The organism is Clostridium zhoujianii (genome assembly GCF_051590805.1).
GTDB lineage: Bacteria > Bacillota > Clostridia > Clostridiales > Clostridiaceae > Clostridium.
The window spans coordinates 99,706-116,339 of record NZ_JBPUTF010000005.1 but is presented as its reverse complement, the minus strand read 5'-3'; the positions used below and the strand labels follow the sequence as shown (position 1 = coordinate 116,339).

Here is a 16,634-nt window from a genome sequence, read left to right as displayed (position 1 = left end):
GTTGGTCCCTAGTGGTGTGTAAGGAGGAACAAAAATGAAAAAGATAGCTATTTTAACAAGTGGTGGAGATGCACCAGGAATGAATGCTGCTATAAGAGCTGTTGTTAGAACTGCATTAGACAACGGTTTAGAAGTCATGGGTGTTCAAAGAGGATATGCTGGTCTTATAAATGGAGAACTATTTAGTATGGACAGAACATCTGTATCTGACATTATCCAAAGAGGTGGAACAATGTTAAGAACAGCAAGGTGTGTTGAATTTAAACAAGAAGAGGTAAGAAAAAGAGCTGTTAAGATACTTAAAGCATATGGAGTAGACGCTCTAGTTGTTATCGGAGGAGATGGATCTTTCATGGGAGCCAAGCTTCTATCTAAGTTAGGTGTTAAAACAGTAGGATTACCAGGTACTATAGACAACGATTTAGCTTACACAGATTACACAATAGGATTTGATACTGCCTTAAACACAGTGCTAGATGCAATAAACAAGATAAGAGATACTTCAACTTCACATGAAAGAGTTTCTATAGTGGAAGTCATGGGAAGACACTGTGGAGATATAGCAGTTTATGCTGGTCTTGCAGGTGGCGCAGAAGCTATCATAGTTCCAGAAAAAGACTTTGATAAGAATGAATTATGTAAAACAATACTTGAAGGAAAAGCAACAGGGAAAATGCATAACCTAGTTCTTTTAGCAGAAGGTGTTGGTGGAGCATTTGAACTTGCAAAGGAAGTAGAAGATGTTACTGGAATAGAAACCAGAGCAACAATATTAGGACATATTCAAAGAGGTGGAAGCCCAAGTGCATTTGATAGAGTTTTAGCTTCAAAGATGGGGTCAAAGGCTGTAGAAGTGCTAATGGAAGGAAAAACTTCAAGAGTAATTGGAACTAGAGGAAATAAAATAACAGATGATGATATAGATGAAGCATTAGCAGTTGAAAGAAAGTTCGATCAAGAATTATATGACATTGCTGAAGTTTTATCAAAATAATAAATGCCAATAATTTTAAATTTATCATAACAACAGCGACAAAATTAAACAAAGGGAGTGTTATTTACATGAGAAAGACTAAAATGGTATGTACAATAGGACCAGCTAGTGAAAGTGACGAAATATTATCAAAAATTATAGAAGCAGGAATGAACGCTTCAAGACATAATTTTTCACATGGTGATCATGAAGAACATGCAGGAAGAATAAATAAAGTTAAGGAATTATCTAAGAAGTATAACAAAGAAATAGCTATAATCCTTGATACTAAAGGACCAGAAATCAGAACTGGTAAATTCGAACCAAATAAGGTTGAATTACAATTAGGTACAGATTTCACAATATATGCAGGTGAAGAAGTGATAGGTGATGCCACTAAGTGTTCAGTAACTTATGCTGGATTAGCTAACGATGTTAAGCCTGGAGATACTATCTTAATAGATGATGGTTTAGTAGGATTATCAGTTAAATCAGTAGAAGGAAACAAGGTTCACTGTGTAGTTAATAATACAGGACTAGTTGGAACTCATAAGGGTGTTAACGTACCAGGAGTATCAATAAAGCTTCCAGCTTTAACTGCTAAAGATGAAGCAGATCTTAAGTTCGGTTGTGAAATCGGAGTTACTATGATAGCTGCATCATTTATCAGAAAAGTTGCTGACGTTGTTGCTATAAGAGAATTACTTAAGAAGAACGGTGGAGAACATATACTAATCTGCTCTAAGATTGAAAACCAAGAAGGTGTTGATAACATAGATTCAATACTTGAAGCATCAGATGCTATCATGGTTGCTAGAGGAGACCTTGGAGTTGAAATTCCAATAGAAAGAGTACCAGCAGTACAAAAAATGATCATAGATAAATGTAAGCAAGCTGGAAAGCCAGTTATAACTGCTACACAAATGCTTGATTCAATGATCAGAAATCCAAGACCAACAAGAGCAGAAGTTTCTGACGTTGCTAATGCAATTCTTGATGGAACAGATGCAATAATGTTATCAGGAGAAAGTGCTAATGGAACATATCCAGTAGAAGCTGTTGAAACTATGTCAAGAATCGCAGTTGAAACTGAAAAGCAATTAGACTATGAAGTAGCAGTTTCATATGCTAAAAAACATATTCCTGCAATTGGTGGAGTAATATCAAGAGCTACTTGTAATGCTGCAAGCGAATTACAAGCATCTGCAATCATTACTTCTACTCAAAGTGGTGCTACTGCTAGAAGAATTTCTCAATGTAGACCAGAGTGCCCAATTATTGCAGTAACTCCAGATGAAAAGGTTGCTAAGACTTTAGCATTCTCATGGGGAGTATATCCAATAGTTGCTGACAGAATGGAATCAACTGATGAAATAATGGATAAGTCTGTTGTAATAGCTGAAAAGAATGGATTTGTTAATAAGGGAGAAACTGTAGTAATCGCTGCAGGAGTTCCAGTTGCAAAGGTTGGAGCTACTAACTTAATGAAGATAAGCGTAGTAGAATAATATATTAAAAAAACTCTCGATTAATCGGGAGTTTTTTTCTTTGAAAGAATATAAGTAGAATTATTAACAGAAAGTTTACAAATATATTATTTTATATTAGGATATAATGTATAATATCAATAAAAATAAGCTATAATCTATATATGGAATTGATTGGCAACTGATTCTGTAATTTGCACCCGAAAGGGTGCATTTTTTACGCTCCAGGAAATTATCATCCATATTAAAATTTAGATAACTTTTGAAAATAATTATGTTATTAAAGTTAGTTAAGGGGAGTAAAAAAGAAATATATGTGCCAGCAATATTTTCCTCAAACAAGCTTCAGAAATGCAGATGCGCCAAAAAGTCTTCCCTAATAATCGCTACGACTTTTTTGTGGGAAAATAGAGAATAAATTTCCCTGATTTGTCCAAACTAACTATAAAAGTATAAGGGAGGATGAGTGTAATGACTAAATTAAGTTGTACAGCAAGAAATTGTGTGAATAATGAAGGTGGATTATGTGGAGCTGAATATATAATGATAGAGGGGATAGATTCCACAACCAGTGGGGAGACATATTGTTCTAATTATAGGGAGGAAACTATGGTCAGCCAGATTGCAGCTTTAGGTAATACAAATTACATTGGAGAAGTAATGCAAATGCTATCTTCAATGGGTGAAGTACTTATGAGCCCGGAAGTATGCTGTCATGCAAAACATTGCTTTTATAATGGTAATGGGAAATGTGAAGCAAGGGATATTATGATTATAGGTGATAATCCAACAGAATCAGTAGATACAAGATGTGAAACATTTGTAGAATAATGGAGGACTAAGGCTATTGTTATATGATATAATTTATTGAAGTTAGGAATGTAAAGGGGATTTAAAAGTTGGTAGAAAAGAATAAAGAATATATTTTAGATATAATAGCTCAAGGTTATGAAGGTGAAGGAATAGCTAAGATTGATAGCTATCCTATATTTATAGAAGGTGCATTAACTGGTGAAAGGGTTAAAGTTAAAATAATAAAGGTTAAGAAAAGCTATGCTTATGGAAAGCTTGAAGAAGTATTAGAAAGGGCAGTGGAAAGAGTAGTGCCTAAGTGTCATCATTACAAAAGATGTGGTGGTTGCTCTATCCAACATATGAGTTATAAAAAACAATTAAACTTTAAATTTGAAAGAGTGAAGGATTGTATTTCAAAGATAGGTGGATTATCAGAAGGGTTAGTAAAAGCCCCATTAGGAATGGAAGAACATCCATATAGATATAGAAATAAAGTTCAGCTACCTATTGGAAAAGTAAATGGTGAAGTAGTAATAGGTTTCTATGCACCACGAAGTCATAATATAATAGACTTAGAGAGTTGTTTAATTCAAGATGAGATAGCAGATAAAGTAGCTAGACTTACTAAAGGGTGGATAAAGAAAAACAACATTGAACCAGCAACTTTAGATGGAGAGTTTAATTCAAAAGGATTATTAAGACACATAATGATTCGTAGGGGATTTAAGACTGGTGAAGTAATGGTAGTACTTGTAGTAACTACTAAGGATATTCCAAATTTAAATGAATTTAAGGATTTAATAGTTGAAAATATAGAGGCAATTAAAAGCATAGTTTTAAATGTTAATCCAAAGAATACAAATGTTATATTAGGTGAAGAATGTATTACTTTATATGGTTCAGATACAATACAAGATTACATAGGCCAATTTAAATTTAGCATATCCCCATTATCATTCTTCCAAGTAAATCCTGTGCAAACAGAAGTACTTTATAACAAGGCATTAGAATATGCTGATTTAACAGGTGAAGAAACTGTGTTTGATGCATATTGTGGAACAGGCACTATAACATTATTTTTATCACAAAAAGCTAAGAAGGTCTATGGAGTGGAAATAATAGAAGCTGCTATAAATAATGCAAAAGAAAATGCCAAGTTAAATAATGTAGATAATGCAGAGTTCTTTGTAGGAAAATCAGAAGAGATTATACCAAATCTTATTGAAGAAGGAATAGAAGCAGATGTAATTGTTGTAGATCCACCAAGAAAGGGATGCGATATAAAATTATTAGAGGCTATAGGAAGAACTAAGCCAAAGAAAGTTGTATATGTTTCTTGTGATCCAAGTACATTGGCTAGAGATTTAAAGATATTAGAGGAAAAAGGATATAGAACTGTTGAGGTGCAACCTGTTGACATGTTCCCTCAAACATCACACATAGAATCAGTAGTATTAATGTCAAGATTAAAGTAAGCTCTAGAGAGCAGTATGAAAAAATATGAAAATTGCGGAGGATTATTTGACAAATAATCTAAAGTAATATCTATAGTAAAAAGAACTCCTTATTAGGGAGTTCTTTTTTGTGCATAAAATTAATAAGATATATTTAGAAAAAATATACAAAACTGTATTGACAAGAAAAATAAGGATGTTATAATTAAACCATACAATTCCTAGTAAACATATATGAATTATAAATTAAATAAAAACTTATCAAGAGTGGTGGAGGGACTGGCCCAATGAAACCCAACAACCAGCATTTTTCATTTAAATGTATGGTGTTAATTCCTGCAAAGTAGAGTTTGAGAGATAAGAAAACAGGCACGTACGGTATTTATTACCCTAGGAGGCTATTTTTCTTATAAGAAAAATAGCCTCATTTTACTTGGTAGGATATATTTAAAGTATTTAACATTATGAAAAGCAGAGGAATATTATATAAGAAGTAATTATGAAAGGGTGTAATAGATATGACAACTGAAAGATTACAAATAGTAAAAGATAAATTAGGTGAGGAGCTTAGCAGTATATTTTGCAAGTTGCATCAAAATCCTGAATTATCAAATGAAGAATTTGAAACAACAAGAATTCTAAAAGAGGCTTTAGTAAAAGCTGGAATAAAGGTATTAGATTTACCATTAAGAACTGGTTTGGTAGCAGAGGTAAAGGGCAGAGAGAATGGGCCTATAGTTGCAATTAGATCGGATATAGATGCATTACCAATATCGGAAGAAACAAGTTTATCCTATAAATCTGTAGTGAATGGAAAGATGCATGCTTGTGGACATGATTTTCATGCTACATCAATTTTAGGAGCAGCATATTTATTAAAATTAAGAGAATCGGAGTTGGCAGGAACTGTGAAAATTTTATTTCAACCGGCAGAGGAAACAGCTCATGGAGCAGAACAAGTAATAAATACTGGAGTACTATCAGATGTTCAAGCTATATTTGGATTACACACTTCAAGTGATTTACAAGTAGGAACAATAGGGACAAACATTGGACCATTAACTGCAGCAGTTGATAGATTCGAAATAACTGTATTAGGTGTTGGAGCTCATGCAGCAGAGCCAGAAAGAGGAATAGATCCAATAGTAGTAGCAGCTAATATAATAACATCACTTCAAACTATTATAAGTAGAAATATAAGTGCATTTGATCAAGCACTTATAAGTATTACTCATATAGAGAGTGGGAAGACATGGAATGTAATACCAAAGTCAGCTTATTTAGAAGGAACAGTTCGTACTCTAAATCCTGAAACACGTAAGTTGATAGAAAAAAGAATCAAAGATGTTATCCATGGCATAGCACAATCTTTTGGAGCAGAGATAGAAGTAAAGTGGCATGCAGGACCTCCTGCTACAAATAATACTGAAGAATGGACTAAGATTTCAATGGAGGTTGCTAGTGAAATAGGATATGAAGTTCAAAAGCGCCAAACAGGATTAGGTGGAGAAGATTTTGCTTATTATCAAGAAGAGATACCAGGAACATTTATTTATGTTGGAACTGGTAAATCATATTCTCATCATCATCCTAAATTCCAAGTTGATAAAAGTGCACTAAAAGGTACTTCAGAGTATTTCGCAAAATTAGCTGAAAGAGCTTTATTAGAATTAGATAAAGATAAAAGAGAAAGCTAAAGGAAGGAGGGAAATAGCATGATTGAACTACAAAATGTGGGGAAGGTGTTTAAGAGAAAAGATATAAGTGTAGAAGCCTTAAAGAATGTAAATCTTAAGATTGATAAGGGTGATATATTTGGAGTAATAGGATTTAGTGGAGCGGGAAAAAGCACTTTAATCCGGTTGGTTAATTCATTAGAGGAGCCAAGCTCTGGAAGTGTAATTGTAGCAGATAAAGATTTAAATAAACTATCAACTAAAGAATTAAGGAACCTTAGAAAGCAAATAGGTATGATCTTTCAACATTTTAATTTGCTTAATTCAAAAACTGTTTTTGATAATATTGCTATTCCGCTTAAACTAAATAATACCCCTAAAAGTGAAATAGAAAAAAGAGTTAATGAGTTATTAGAATTTGTAGGACTAGAGAGTAAGGCTAAAAGTTATCCAGATGAATTATCAGGAGGGCAAAAGCAGAGGGTAGGTATAGCTAGAGCTTTAGCTACTAATCCCTTAATACTATTATGTGATGAGGCAACATCTGCACTTGACCCTCAGACTACTGAATCTATTCTAGAACTTCTTAAGAAAATAAACAAGGAATACAATATTACAATTTTGATAATTACCCATGAGATGAACGTAATTAAAGATATATGTAATAAGGTTGCTGTTATAGAGAAGGGAGAAATAATTGAGGAAGGTAGTGTGTTGGAGGTATTTGGAAGACCTAAAGAAGAGACAACAAAGAGTTTTGTTAGAACGGTTATAAAAGATAGTATTCCTAAAAGTATCATTAACTCACTTAGCAGTGAAGAAGGGAATAATAAAGTGTTAAAGCTTGGTTTCGTTGGAACTAATACTAAGGAAGCATTAATATCTGCTATAGCAAAAAGATTTGATGTTGAAACTAATATTTTATTTGCAACAGTTACAGAAATACAAGGAACAGTATTGGGGAATTTAATAGTGCAATTAAGAGGGGAAGAATTTGCAATAGAGTTAGCTTACAAATATTTAAAGGATAGAAATGTAGTAGTGGAGGAGGTATTGATATGGTAACTATAACTAATGAACAAATAGTAAAAGCAATTGTTGAAACCCTTCAAATGCTTAGTTTCTCATTAATAATAGGATCAATAATAGGTATTCCACTTGGTGTAGCTTTAGTTATAACAAGGAAGGATGGAATAATTAAAAATAGATTTATTTTTACTATATTGAGTAATGTAATAAATATAGTTAGATCAGTACCATTTATCATATTATTAGTTGCAATAGTACCATTTACAAGGCTTGTAGTTGGTACATCTATTGGGACAAGTGCAGCAATAGTACCATTAATAGTTTATATTAGCCCATATATCGCTAGATTAGTTGAAAATTCACTTCTTGAGGTAGATGAAGGAATTATTGAAGCCGCAGAAGCTATGGGGGCAACACCACTAGAAATAATAAGATATTTCCTTCTTCCAGAAGCCTTAGGGTCATTAATATTAACTATTACAACTGCAGCTATTGGGCTAATAGGAGCTACTGCCATGGCGGGAACAATAGGAGGGGGAGGAATAGGAGATTTAGCTATTTCTTATGGATACCAAAGATTTGATACTCCAGTAATAGTTGTAACAGTAGTTATTTTAGTGATTTTTGTTCAAGGAATTCAATGGTTAGGAAATATATTAGCTAGAAAGGTAAGAAGACATTAGCAAAAGGAGAGGAGACTAAATGAAAAAGATATTATCTAAAAAAGTCATTATACCGATTTTTATGAGCATATTAGTATTTGCTTTGGTTGGATGTGGAAAATCAGATGAAGATAAACAAGATAAAAAGAAAATTACAATAGGTGTATCAGTAGGTCCATATAATGATCTGTTTAACGATGGAATAAGACCTATATTAGAGAAAAAGGGATATGAAATTGAAGATGTTAGTTTTTCAGAATTCATACAGTCAAATATTGCTTTAACGGAAGGGCAAATTGACTTTAATCTAGCTCAGCATACAGCTTATTTAAATTCTTTTAATAGTGAGAAAAAATCAGAACTAGTACCAATAGTTCATATTCCAACAGTGCCAGCTGGGATATTTTCAAATAAGTATAACTCTATAGATGAGTTAAAGAATGGAGCAATAGTAGCAATACCTAAAGATCCTTCAAATGCAGGAAGAGCATTTAATGTGCTAAAAAAGGCTGGTTGGATAAAGCTAAAGGAGGGAATAGATCCTGTAAAGGCTACAATTAATGATGTGATAGATAATCCTCATAATATTGATATAAGGCTTATGGATTCAACTCAAATCCCACGTGCAATGGATGATATTGATTTTGGTGTTTTACCTGGAAGTATAGTATATGAAGCTAGAATTGATCCATCAAAGTCATTATTGGCTGAGGATGTAATTAGCGATTTAGAAATAACTGTTGTAGTTGATAAGAAAAATAAAGATACACAATGGGCTAAAGATATAGTTGAAGCATATAAATCAGATGAGTTTAAAAAGTATTTAGAGGAAAATAATAAAAACAATTATTGGCAAATACCAGAAGATTTAAAGTAAATATATTAAATAGGGGGCAAGTATAAAATGGGGAGAAAATTATTCATTAAGGTTATTACAGTGCTTTGTGCAAGTACACTAGCATTTGGGTTAGTTAGTTGTGGGAAAGCAGAGGAAGGTTCTAATGATAAAAAGGTTATAACTATTGGGGTATCTCCGGGGCCATATAATGATTTATTTGATGCTGGGGTAAAGCCTATACTAGAAAGTAAAGGATACGAGGTTAAGGCAGTAACCTTTTCAGATTTATTACTATCAGAGGTGGCTTTAACAGAGGGGCAAATTGATTTTAATGTGGCACAACATACAGCTTATGCAAATGCCTATAACAAAGAAAAAAATGCAGAGCTTGTATCGATAGTACACATACCAACAGTTCCAGCAGGTATATACTCAAATAAATATACTTCAATTAAAGATATTAAAAATGGAGCAAAGGTCGCAATACCAAAGGACCCGTCAAATGCAGCTAGAGCATACAATGTATTGCAAAAGGCAGGGTGGATTAAATTAAAAGAAGGAATAGATCCAATGTCAGCAACTTTAAATGAAATTGTAGAGAATCCTCATAATCTTGATATAACTTTAATGGAGTCATTACAAATTCCACGTGCAATGGATGATATTGATTTTGCTATATTACCAGGTAGCGTAGTATATGCAGCAAAGGTTGATGCATCAAAATCTCTTTTATCAGAAACTGTTATTAAAGATTTAGAAATAACAGCTGTTGTTGATAAGAAAAATGTAGATACTAAATGGGCTAAAGATATAGTGGCAGCATATAAATCAGAGGCGTTTAAAAAGTATTTAGAAGAGAATAATAAGGATAATTACTGGCAAATACCAGATGACCTAAAATAAAAAATTATTGTAAGAAGGCATATTCCTTTAGAGGGATATGTCTTTTTAGATATGTAAAGATATAATGTGATATTATAGTATTAAAAGAACTAAAGAATATAGGAGATTAAATTATGAATGGAAAGAATCGTTCAGATATAAAAGCTGGAATAAAGGTTAAAATCGTACAAAAGCAAGACCAAAGAACAGGTAAACTTACAGAGGGAGTTGTTCAAGATATATTAACTAATTCATCAAATCATCCTCATGGAATAAAGGTTAGATTAGTAGGTGGAATTGTAGGTAGAGTACAAGAAATAATTGAATAAAGGAATGACGTGGATAAAATTGTAATATACCACCTTGAGTTGTATAATCATAGTAAGAATAATTAATAATAGGTGATTATAGTGATATACTGTTTGGAAAATAGTACTGTACATAGGGATACTATAGAAAGTTTATATCTTGATAGGAAAAAGGAACTTATCTGCATACTGACACTAGAGGAATTAGGAGAGTTAGCGAAAGATATTGATATAAACGAAAGAATAGTATCAGAGTGTTTGAATAGTAGAACATCAAAATTTGAAAGTCATGATGGATTTGATTATATAGCTTTAAAAGTACCATCCATTGAAGATCCATTTAAAGAACCTAAGAGAATATGCATATATTTTAGAAAAGATATACTTATTTTTATTTGTGATAATACACTTATGGTTTCAGAAACATTGAGCGAACTAGTAAAAAATCAACAAAAGTGTTCAAGTCTTAGCAAGATTTTAGATATATTTTTTGATAAGCTTACAATTGGAGATACATATGCTATAGAGAATATTGAAGAAGAAATTGCTGAATTAGAAGAGGGATTAGTAAATTCAATAAAATCTGATTATTTGAAAGAGATAATTGGACTTAGAAAAAAGTTATTGATTTTAAAAAGGTATTACGAGCAATTTTATAATATAGCTGAGGGAATAGAAGAAAATGAGAATGGTCTAATAGATAAAAAGACAATTAAATCCTTCAGGATAATGACTAGTAGAATAAATAGACTATATCAAAGTGTTATTAATTTAAGGGACTATGTTACACAAGTTAGAGAGGCATATCAAGCACAGATAGATATTAATCAAAATAACATAATGAAGTTATTCACTGTTATTACAACTATATTCTTACCGCTTACCCTTATTGTTGGATGGTATGGGATGAATTTAAATATGCCAGAGTATAACTGGAATTATGGTTATCCATTTGTAATTGTTATAAGTATTATCGTTATAATATTGTGTATAATTTGCTTTAAGAGAAAGAAATGGTTTTAGCATATTTATATCTTATGATATCTAGAAGAATATCATATAAGAACAGGGTATTTCATATTTCTTTGAAGACTACATGTGTTAGAGCTGGTAGAATTAAAAAGATATATTAAGTACCTTGTTCTATTTTAAATCTCTTATATAGTTTCTGTCTTAATTAAGTTAAGATTACTTTTTAAACAATCTTTTACCTTCCTTCAAAGTTTCTAAAACTTGAATATTTTTTATTTCCATAGGATCAACTTTAAGAGGATTTTTATCTAAAATTACTAAGTCAGCTAATTTACCTTCTGTTATGGAACCTTTCTTATCTTCCTCAAAATATTGATATGCAGCATTTATAGTAACTCCTTTTAATGCCTCTAATGGAGAGATTCTTTCATCAGCACCGATTATTACACCGGATTTTGTAGATCTATTAGTGGCAGCCCATACTGTTTCAAGCATATTAGGAGCTATTACAGGAGAATCTTGATGTAAAGTATAGAGTACACCTTTCTTTATAGCACTACGAAGAGGACTTATCTTAAAAGCTCTATCTTCTCCAAGATTAAAAATATGTATATCTCCCCAGTAATATGTATGTGCTACAAAGAACGAAGCAATCATATCTAGAGTTTTCATTTCATCTAATTGATCATATCTAACAGTTTGAGCATGAATAATAACAGGACGTATTTTCTTTGCAGAGTTACCTTTTCCTAAGATGTCTTGAAAGGAATTAAGCAATTGATCTGCAGCAGCATCACCATTGCAATGTGTAAGAAGTTGAATATTTTCATCTAAAGCTGTTCTAACAAAATCCTCCACCTCTTTATCATTATAAATTGCATATCCACGGTAATCAGCTGAATTTTCATAAGGTTTAGTAAGCCAAGCTGTCTTTCCTTGGGGAGACCCATCTAAAAATATTTTATATCCACCAATTTTAAATCTGTTTACATATTTTTTGAGGTATTCATTATTATCCATTAAATACTTACTATTTTTTAAATCCACATAACCAACCAAATCTATTTTAAGCTTATGATTTTCTGCAATAAAACTAAGTAAATTAAATTCAGCATCTTTCATTATTCCTTCTTGAGCTGTTGTTATACCGTAGCTTAAATAAATATTTTGGGCTTCTTCAATTTGTTTTGAGATTGATTTTAAAGATGGTTTATCCATTTTAGAAGAGTATTGCATAAAGGCATTTTCCTCTAGGTAACCATTAGGCTCATTTGTATTACCAACCCTACCAATTACCCCACCTTCAGGATCAGTGGTATCCTTACCTATACCAAGTTTCTTTAAGGCCAATGAATTTAAAACACCCATGTGACCGGAAGCATGAGATATCATTATTGGATTATCGATTGAAGCCTTATCTAAAATATCTTTATTAGGATGCTTACTATTTGGTAGTGAGTTATTATCATATCCAAAGCCTACTATCCACTTACCCTTAGGAATACTTTTAGAATTTTTAAATTCTTTAATTTTATTTATTAATTCTTCTATGCTTGTTACATCTCCTAAAGGAACTAAGCCTAGTGTAGTTGCAAGGGCAGAAAGATGACTATGAGAATCTATAAATGAAGGCATTAAAGTTTTACCTTTTAGATTTATAACTTTAGTATTTTCATTTTTAAATTTTAGAATATCATCTTTACAACCAATTTTATGAATTAGACCATTTCGTATAAGGATGGCATCAACATATAGAGTCTCATCCATTGTTAAAATATCACCGTTATAATATATAATTTCTCTCATAAAAAACCTCCTTATAAATAGATTAGTATTATAGTATGAATTAATTGACCATATAAAATACTCAATTGATTGAAGAAATGTAATTGAAGAGAGGAATAAATTTTGTAGGGGATTACAAAGGTGGAGATATAATTTGTAATATAAACAAATAAATATAAATATTATCAATATAGATACTAAATATAAAACTAATATAAATTTAGTAGAAGAAATAGTGTGGAGGAAGCCATTATGAAAAGAGGAGCAGGGGTTATAATGCATATAGCATCATTACCTGGGGAGTTTGGAATAGGTTCATTTGGAAATGAAGCATATAAATTTGCAGAGTTTGTGAAAAAATCAGGATTTAAATATTGGCAAATACTACCTTTGGGACATACTTCTTATGGAGATTCACCTTATCAATCTTTTTCAGCCTTTGCTGGTAATCCATATTTTATAGACTATGATTTCCTTAGAGATGATGGGCTTTTAGTAGATGAGGATTATAAAAATGAGAATTATGGAGAGTTAGATAATTCAATTGATTATGGAGCAATATTCCTGTCTAAATTTAAGGTTTTAAAAAAAGCATTTGAAAATTATAAAAAGAATAATATTTCACAAATAAGATATGGTATAGAAGAGTTTCAAAAGGAAAATGATTTTTGGCTTAAGGACTATTCTTTATATATGTCATTAAAATATCACTTCTCATTTAAGAGCTGGTATGAATGGGATGATAGTATTAAAAGAAGAGAAGCTACAGCAATCAATAGTTATGAGGAATTGCTTAAAGATGAGATAGAATATTGGAATTTCATACAATATTTATTTTACTTTCAATGGAGGAAACTAAAAAATTATGTTAATAAACTAGGTATACAGATAATTGGGGATATACCAATATATGTAGCGGAGGATAGCGTAGATACATGGAGTAATTCAGATAGCTTTAAAATGGATAAAGATATATTAGAACCACTAGTTGTAGCAGGATGCCCGCCAGATTCATTTTCAGAAACAGGACAACTTTGGGGAAATCTAATTTATGATTGGGACAAGATGAAAAAAGATAACTATAAGTGGTGGAAAATGAGAATAAAAGAAAGCTTAAAATTATATGACATAGTTAGAATTGATCATTTTAGGGGATTTGAATCTTATTGGGAAATACCTTATAAAGATAAAACAGCTGTAAATGGTAGATGGATAAAAGGGCCAGGAAAAGAATTTTTTGAGGATATTAAAAGAGACATTGGAGAAGTAAATATTATAGCTGAAGATTTAGGTTATTTAACAGATGAAGTAAGGCTATTTCTAAAAGATACAGGATTCCCAGGGATGAGAGTATTACAATTTGCTTTTGATGGAGCAAATAATAACAATTATTTACCTCACAGATATTCTAAAAATTGTGTGGCTTATACAGGAACACATGATAATGATACATTCTTAGGGTGGTATGAGACAAGCGGAAGTGATAGGGAAGTTATAAATGCTAAGAAATATTTAGCTTTAAATAAAGAAGAAGGTTATAGTTGGGGATTTATAAGAGGCGTATGGAGTAGTATTGCAGATGTTGCAATAGCACCAATGCAGGATTTTTTGAATCTAGGAAATGATAGTAGAATGAATTTACCCTCTACTCTAGGAGCTAATTGGGGATGGAGAGTAGAAAAGAATAGTCTTAGCAATGATTTAGCTAATAAGATTTATGAAATTACAAAAATATATGGGCGGTGTGATTAAAAATTAAGAGCTATCTTTTAGATGGTTCTTATTTTTTAATCTAATTTTTACATATTGCCAATAAAGAATTTATTTTACAGAGATATTATGAAAATAGAATAATATAGTTAGGAGAAATATATTGAGTAAAACTGATATATCAATTGAAAATATTATTATGGACAACTTAATCTTAAATATAAATGAAGGTCGATATCTACCAGATGAGAAGCTACCATCAGATAATGAACTTTCGGATAAATATGGAGTGCCTAGAATAAAGATACGTCATGTTTATGAGAGATTAGAAGCTATGGGATATATATATTCTTTACAAGGAAGAGGACGATTCTTAAAGAATAGAAATGAAAATATTGAACTTATTTTATCAGGTAAAGAGAGCTTTTCTAAGAAAATAATAGAACAAGGATATGAATTGGAATCTAAAAATATATTCTGTGAAAGAGTGCCATACAACGAAAAGATATATGGTGAATTAAGGGCGGAAAAAAAAGATGAGATATATAGAGTAGGTAGACTAAGAATAGTAGGGGGAGAAGCTATAGCAATACATATTTCCTATGTATTAAAATCAGTATTCCCCAATATTTATGAGGATGGAAAGAAGATTACATCTATGTTTGAGTATTATAATAAAAATGGATTTTCTAATTACTCTACGGAAAAAAGCTTTTTAAGTATAGCTTATCCTACATCAAAGGAAAGAGGATATTTAGAATGTGGAGAACTTGTACCAGTACTTAAGTTAGAAACTAATTGTAGAGGAGGAGATGGAAGCATATTGGAATATACAGAGATAATGTATAGAGGAGATAGGTTTAGGTATCAGATATAAACTAAAATTATATTCATTAATTTAAAGAAAGCTAATAGCTTTCTTATTTTTTTACCATTTTTGCTCAATAATATTCTTTTAACATTAGTTAACATCCATTTATCACCTCTTAACTTGGCACCAAGATATAATCCGAATTGTAGGAGGGGATTATATGAATAGAAGAAAACGAACAGAAATCTTAATAAAGAGCGATGAAAAATTAGCTATGCAGTTAGCAAATGAAATTAGAAATAAGTATAAGGTAAAAGAGATTGAAGACTCAAACCATGGACTTGTAATGATAAAGATAAGGGAAACAGCAAAGAGAGAGTTGTTTTATTTGGGAGAGGTATTAGTTAGTGAAGCAAAAATATATATTGATGGAGCGTTGGGTATTGGAATAGTAGCAGGTGATAGAGAGGAGTTAGCTAGTAATCTAGCAGTTATAGATGCTGCATATAAAAGGGGATTACAGGAAGTTGAAACTTGGGAAGAAGTTCTTTTGGAAGCAGAAGAAAAGATTAAATATATAGAAAGTATGGAAGAAGCAAAGATATTAGAAACTAAAGTTGATTTTAGTACTATGGATATTTAAGGAGGAAATTATATGAAATTAGATTTGGTTCATGATGTTCAAAGTGCATATAGAAAGCTTTTGAATTCCATGGCAAGACCAGGGAATATTGAGAATCTAGAGGGTGAAGCAAAGAAAGTAGATATGAATACCTACACTTATAGAGGCACATTTTTAATAATGCTAATGTTACTTGATGGAGAAGTAAGTTTTAATGTAGTTTCAAAAAACGAGATGTATATAACAAGTCTTGTAAGTCAGATAACATATGCAAAGTTAAAGCCTATAGAAGAAGCAGATTATATTTTTGTTATTAATGATTCTGTAGATAAGGAATTGGATGAAATCTTTAAAAGAGCAAAGATAGGAAATTTAGTTGATCCCAATAAATCAGCAACAATAATAGCAGAGTTTGATTATATAGAAGAAGGAAATAATTTAGAACTAATAGGGCCTGGAATCAAAGGTATTAATAGGATAAGTCTAAGTGGAAATAGTGAATGGATAGGGTCGAGAAAAGGTAAGAATGAAGAGTATCCACTAGGGATTGATGCAATATACCTAGATAAGAATGAGAATGTTTTATGTTTACCAAGGACAACTCAAGTTAAAGAAAAGGAGAAGTAGTTA

At 31.5% G+C, this 16,634-nt stretch carries 16 protein-coding genes and 1 riboswitch; of the genes, 15 read left to right on the top strand and 1 reads right to left on the bottom strand.

Annotated features, from left to right (window positions below):
- Positions 1–34 precede the first annotated feature (34 nt).
- The 11 genes from pfkA to ACSYT2_RS17320 all read left to right on the top strand — a co-directional run bounded on the left by pfkA (position 35) and on the right by ACSYT2_RS17320 (position 11,127).
- Complete coding sequence (pfkA, locus tag ACSYT2_RS17370) at positions 35–994, top strand: 6-phosphofructokinase (protein WP_430857002.1); 960 nt, start codon at positions 35–37, stop codon at positions 992–994.
- A 68-nt stretch (positions 995–1,062) separates the two neighbouring features.
- Positions 1,063–2,481, top strand: a complete 1,419-nt coding sequence (gene pyk / locus ACSYT2_RS17365; protein ID WP_430857001.1) for a pyruvate kinase — start codon at positions 1,063–1,065, stop codon at positions 2,479–2,481.
- 450 nt (positions 2,482–2,931) lie between these two features.
- The gene (locus tag ACSYT2_RS17360; protein WP_430857000.1) at positions 2,932–3,291 is read left to right on the top strand and encodes a DUF1540 domain-containing protein; all 360 of its coding nucleotides are present in this window, start codon (positions 2,932–2,934) and stop codon (positions 3,289–3,291) included.
- Between the two features lie 68 nt (positions 3,292–3,359).
- Complete coding sequence (gene rlmD, locus ACSYT2_RS17355) at positions 3,360–4,730, top strand: 23S rRNA (uracil(1939)-C(5))-methyltransferase RlmD (protein ID WP_438385287.1); 1,371 nt, start codon at positions 3,360–3,362, stop codon at positions 4,728–4,730.
- Between the two features lie 234 nt (positions 4,731–4,964).
- Positions 4,965–5,073, top strand: a riboswitch (SAM riboswitch).
- Between the two features lie 154 nt (positions 5,074–5,227).
- A complete protein-coding gene (locus tag ACSYT2_RS17350; RefSeq protein WP_430856998.1) occupies positions 5,228–6,406 on the top strand; it encodes an amidohydrolase in 1,179 nt (392 codons plus the stop codon).
- An 18-nt stretch (positions 6,407–6,424) separates the two neighbouring features.
- Complete coding sequence (locus tag ACSYT2_RS17345) at positions 6,425–7,450, top strand: methionine ABC transporter ATP-binding protein (protein WP_430856997.1); 1,026 nt, start codon at positions 6,425–6,427, stop codon at positions 7,448–7,450.
- Positions 7,444–8,097, top strand: a complete 654-nt coding sequence (locus tag ACSYT2_RS17340; protein WP_430856996.1) for a methionine ABC transporter permease — start codon at positions 7,444–7,446, stop codon at positions 8,095–8,097. Before ACSYT2_RS17345 ends, ACSYT2_RS17340 begins: the two co-directional genes overlap by 7 nt.
- A gap of 19 nt (positions 8,098–8,116) precedes the next feature.
- Positions 8,117–8,953, top strand: coding sequence for a MetQ/NlpA family ABC transporter substrate-binding protein (locus ACSYT2_RS17335; protein ID WP_430856995.1), 837 nt, complete (start codon positions 8,117–8,119; stop codon positions 8,951–8,953).
- 27 nt (positions 8,954–8,980) lie between these two features.
- A complete protein-coding gene (locus tag ACSYT2_RS17330; RefSeq protein ID WP_430856994.1) occupies positions 8,981–9,817 on the top strand; it encodes a MetQ/NlpA family ABC transporter substrate-binding protein in 837 nt (278 codons plus the stop codon).
- Positions 9,818–9,930: 113 nt separating this feature from the next.
- Complete coding sequence (locus tag ACSYT2_RS17325; protein ID WP_430856993.1) at positions 9,931–10,125, top strand: YwbE family protein; 195 nt, start codon at positions 9,931–9,933, stop codon at positions 10,123–10,125.
- 81 nt (positions 10,126–10,206) lie between these two features.
- Positions 10,207–11,127: a magnesium transporter CorA family protein gene (locus tag ACSYT2_RS17320; RefSeq protein WP_430856992.1), complete on the top strand. Its 921-nt coding sequence runs from the start codon at positions 10,207–10,209 to the stop codon at positions 11,125–11,127.
- 165 nt (positions 11,128–11,292) lie between these two features.
- On the opposite strand, the gene ACSYT2_RS17315 is transcribed toward ACSYT2_RS17320, so the two are convergent.
- The gene (locus ACSYT2_RS17315; RefSeq protein ID WP_438385286.1) at positions 11,293–12,882 is read right to left on the bottom strand and encodes an amidohydrolase; all 1,590 of its coding nucleotides are present in this window, start codon (positions 12,880–12,882) and stop codon (positions 11,293–11,295) included.
- 231 nt (positions 12,883–13,113) lie between these two features.
- On the opposite strand from ACSYT2_RS17315, the gene malQ reads away from it, so the two are divergent.
- The 4 genes from malQ (at position 13,114) to phnH (ending at position 16,631) form a co-directional block, all read left to right on the top strand.
- The gene (gene malQ, locus ACSYT2_RS17310) at positions 13,114–14,613 is read left to right on the top strand and encodes a 4-alpha-glucanotransferase (protein WP_430856990.1); all 1,500 of its coding nucleotides are present in this window, start codon (positions 13,114–13,116) and stop codon (positions 14,611–14,613) included.
- Between the two features lie 121 nt (positions 14,614–14,734).
- Entirely contained in the window at positions 14,735–15,448 is a 714-nt protein-coding gene (locus ACSYT2_RS17305; protein WP_430856989.1) for a GntR family transcriptional regulator, read from the top strand.
- 154 nt (positions 15,449–15,602) lie between these two features.
- On the top strand, positions 15,603–16,025 hold the full coding sequence (phnG, locus tag ACSYT2_RS17300) for a phosphonate C-P lyase system protein PhnG (RefSeq protein WP_430856988.1): 423 nt from the start codon (positions 15,603–15,605) through the stop codon (positions 16,023–16,025).
- 12 nt (positions 16,026–16,037) lie between these two features.
- Complete coding sequence (gene phnH / locus ACSYT2_RS17295; RefSeq protein WP_438385285.1) at positions 16,038–16,631, top strand: phosphonate C-P lyase system protein PhnH; 594 nt, start codon at positions 16,038–16,040, stop codon at positions 16,629–16,631.
- Positions 16,632–16,634 lie beyond the last annotated feature (3 nt).

Coding starts and splice junctions, on each gene's coding strand:
- pfkA (WP_430857002.1), top strand. CDS start 35: ATGAAAAAGATAGCTATTTTAACAAGTGGTGGAGATGCACCAGGAATG.
- phnG (WP_430856988.1), top strand. CDS start 15,603: ATGAATAGAAGAAAACGAACAGAAATCTTAATAAAGAGCGATGAAAAA.
- ACSYT2_RS17350 (WP_430856998.1), top strand. CDS start 5,228: ATGACAACTGAAAGATTACAAATAGTAAAAGATAAATTAGGTGAGGAG.
- phnH (WP_438385285.1), top strand. CDS start 16,038: ATGAAATTAGATTTGGTTCATGATGTTCAAAGTGCATATAGAAAGCTT.
- malQ (WP_430856990.1), top strand. CDS start 13,114: ATGAAAAGAGGAGCAGGGGTTATAATGCATATAGCATCATTACCTGGG.
- ACSYT2_RS17360 (WP_430857000.1), top strand. CDS start 2,932: ATGACTAAATTAAGTTGTACAGCAAGAAATTGTGTGAATAATGAAGGT.
- ACSYT2_RS17335 (WP_430856995.1), top strand. CDS start 8,117: ATGAAAAAGATATTATCTAAAAAAGTCATTATACCGATTTTTATGAGC.
- ACSYT2_RS17330 (WP_430856994.1), top strand. CDS start 8,981: ATGGGGAGAAAATTATTCATTAAGGTTATTACAGTGCTTTGTGCAAGT.
- ACSYT2_RS17345 (WP_430856997.1), top strand. CDS start 6,425: ATGATTGAACTACAAAATGTGGGGAAGGTGTTTAAGAGAAAAGATATA.
- ACSYT2_RS17325 (WP_430856993.1), top strand. CDS start 9,931: ATGAATGGAAAGAATCGTTCAGATATAAAAGCTGGAATAAAGGTTAAA.
- ACSYT2_RS17315 (WP_438385286.1), bottom strand. CDS start 12,882: ATGAGAGAAATTATATATTATAACGGTGATATTTTAACAATGGATGAG.
- ACSYT2_RS17340 (WP_430856996.1), top strand. CDS start 7,444: ATGGTAACTATAACTAATGAACAAATAGTAAAAGCAATTGTTGAAACC.
- pyk (WP_430857001.1), top strand. CDS start 1,063: ATGAGAAAGACTAAAATGGTATGTACAATAGGACCAGCTAGTGAAAGT.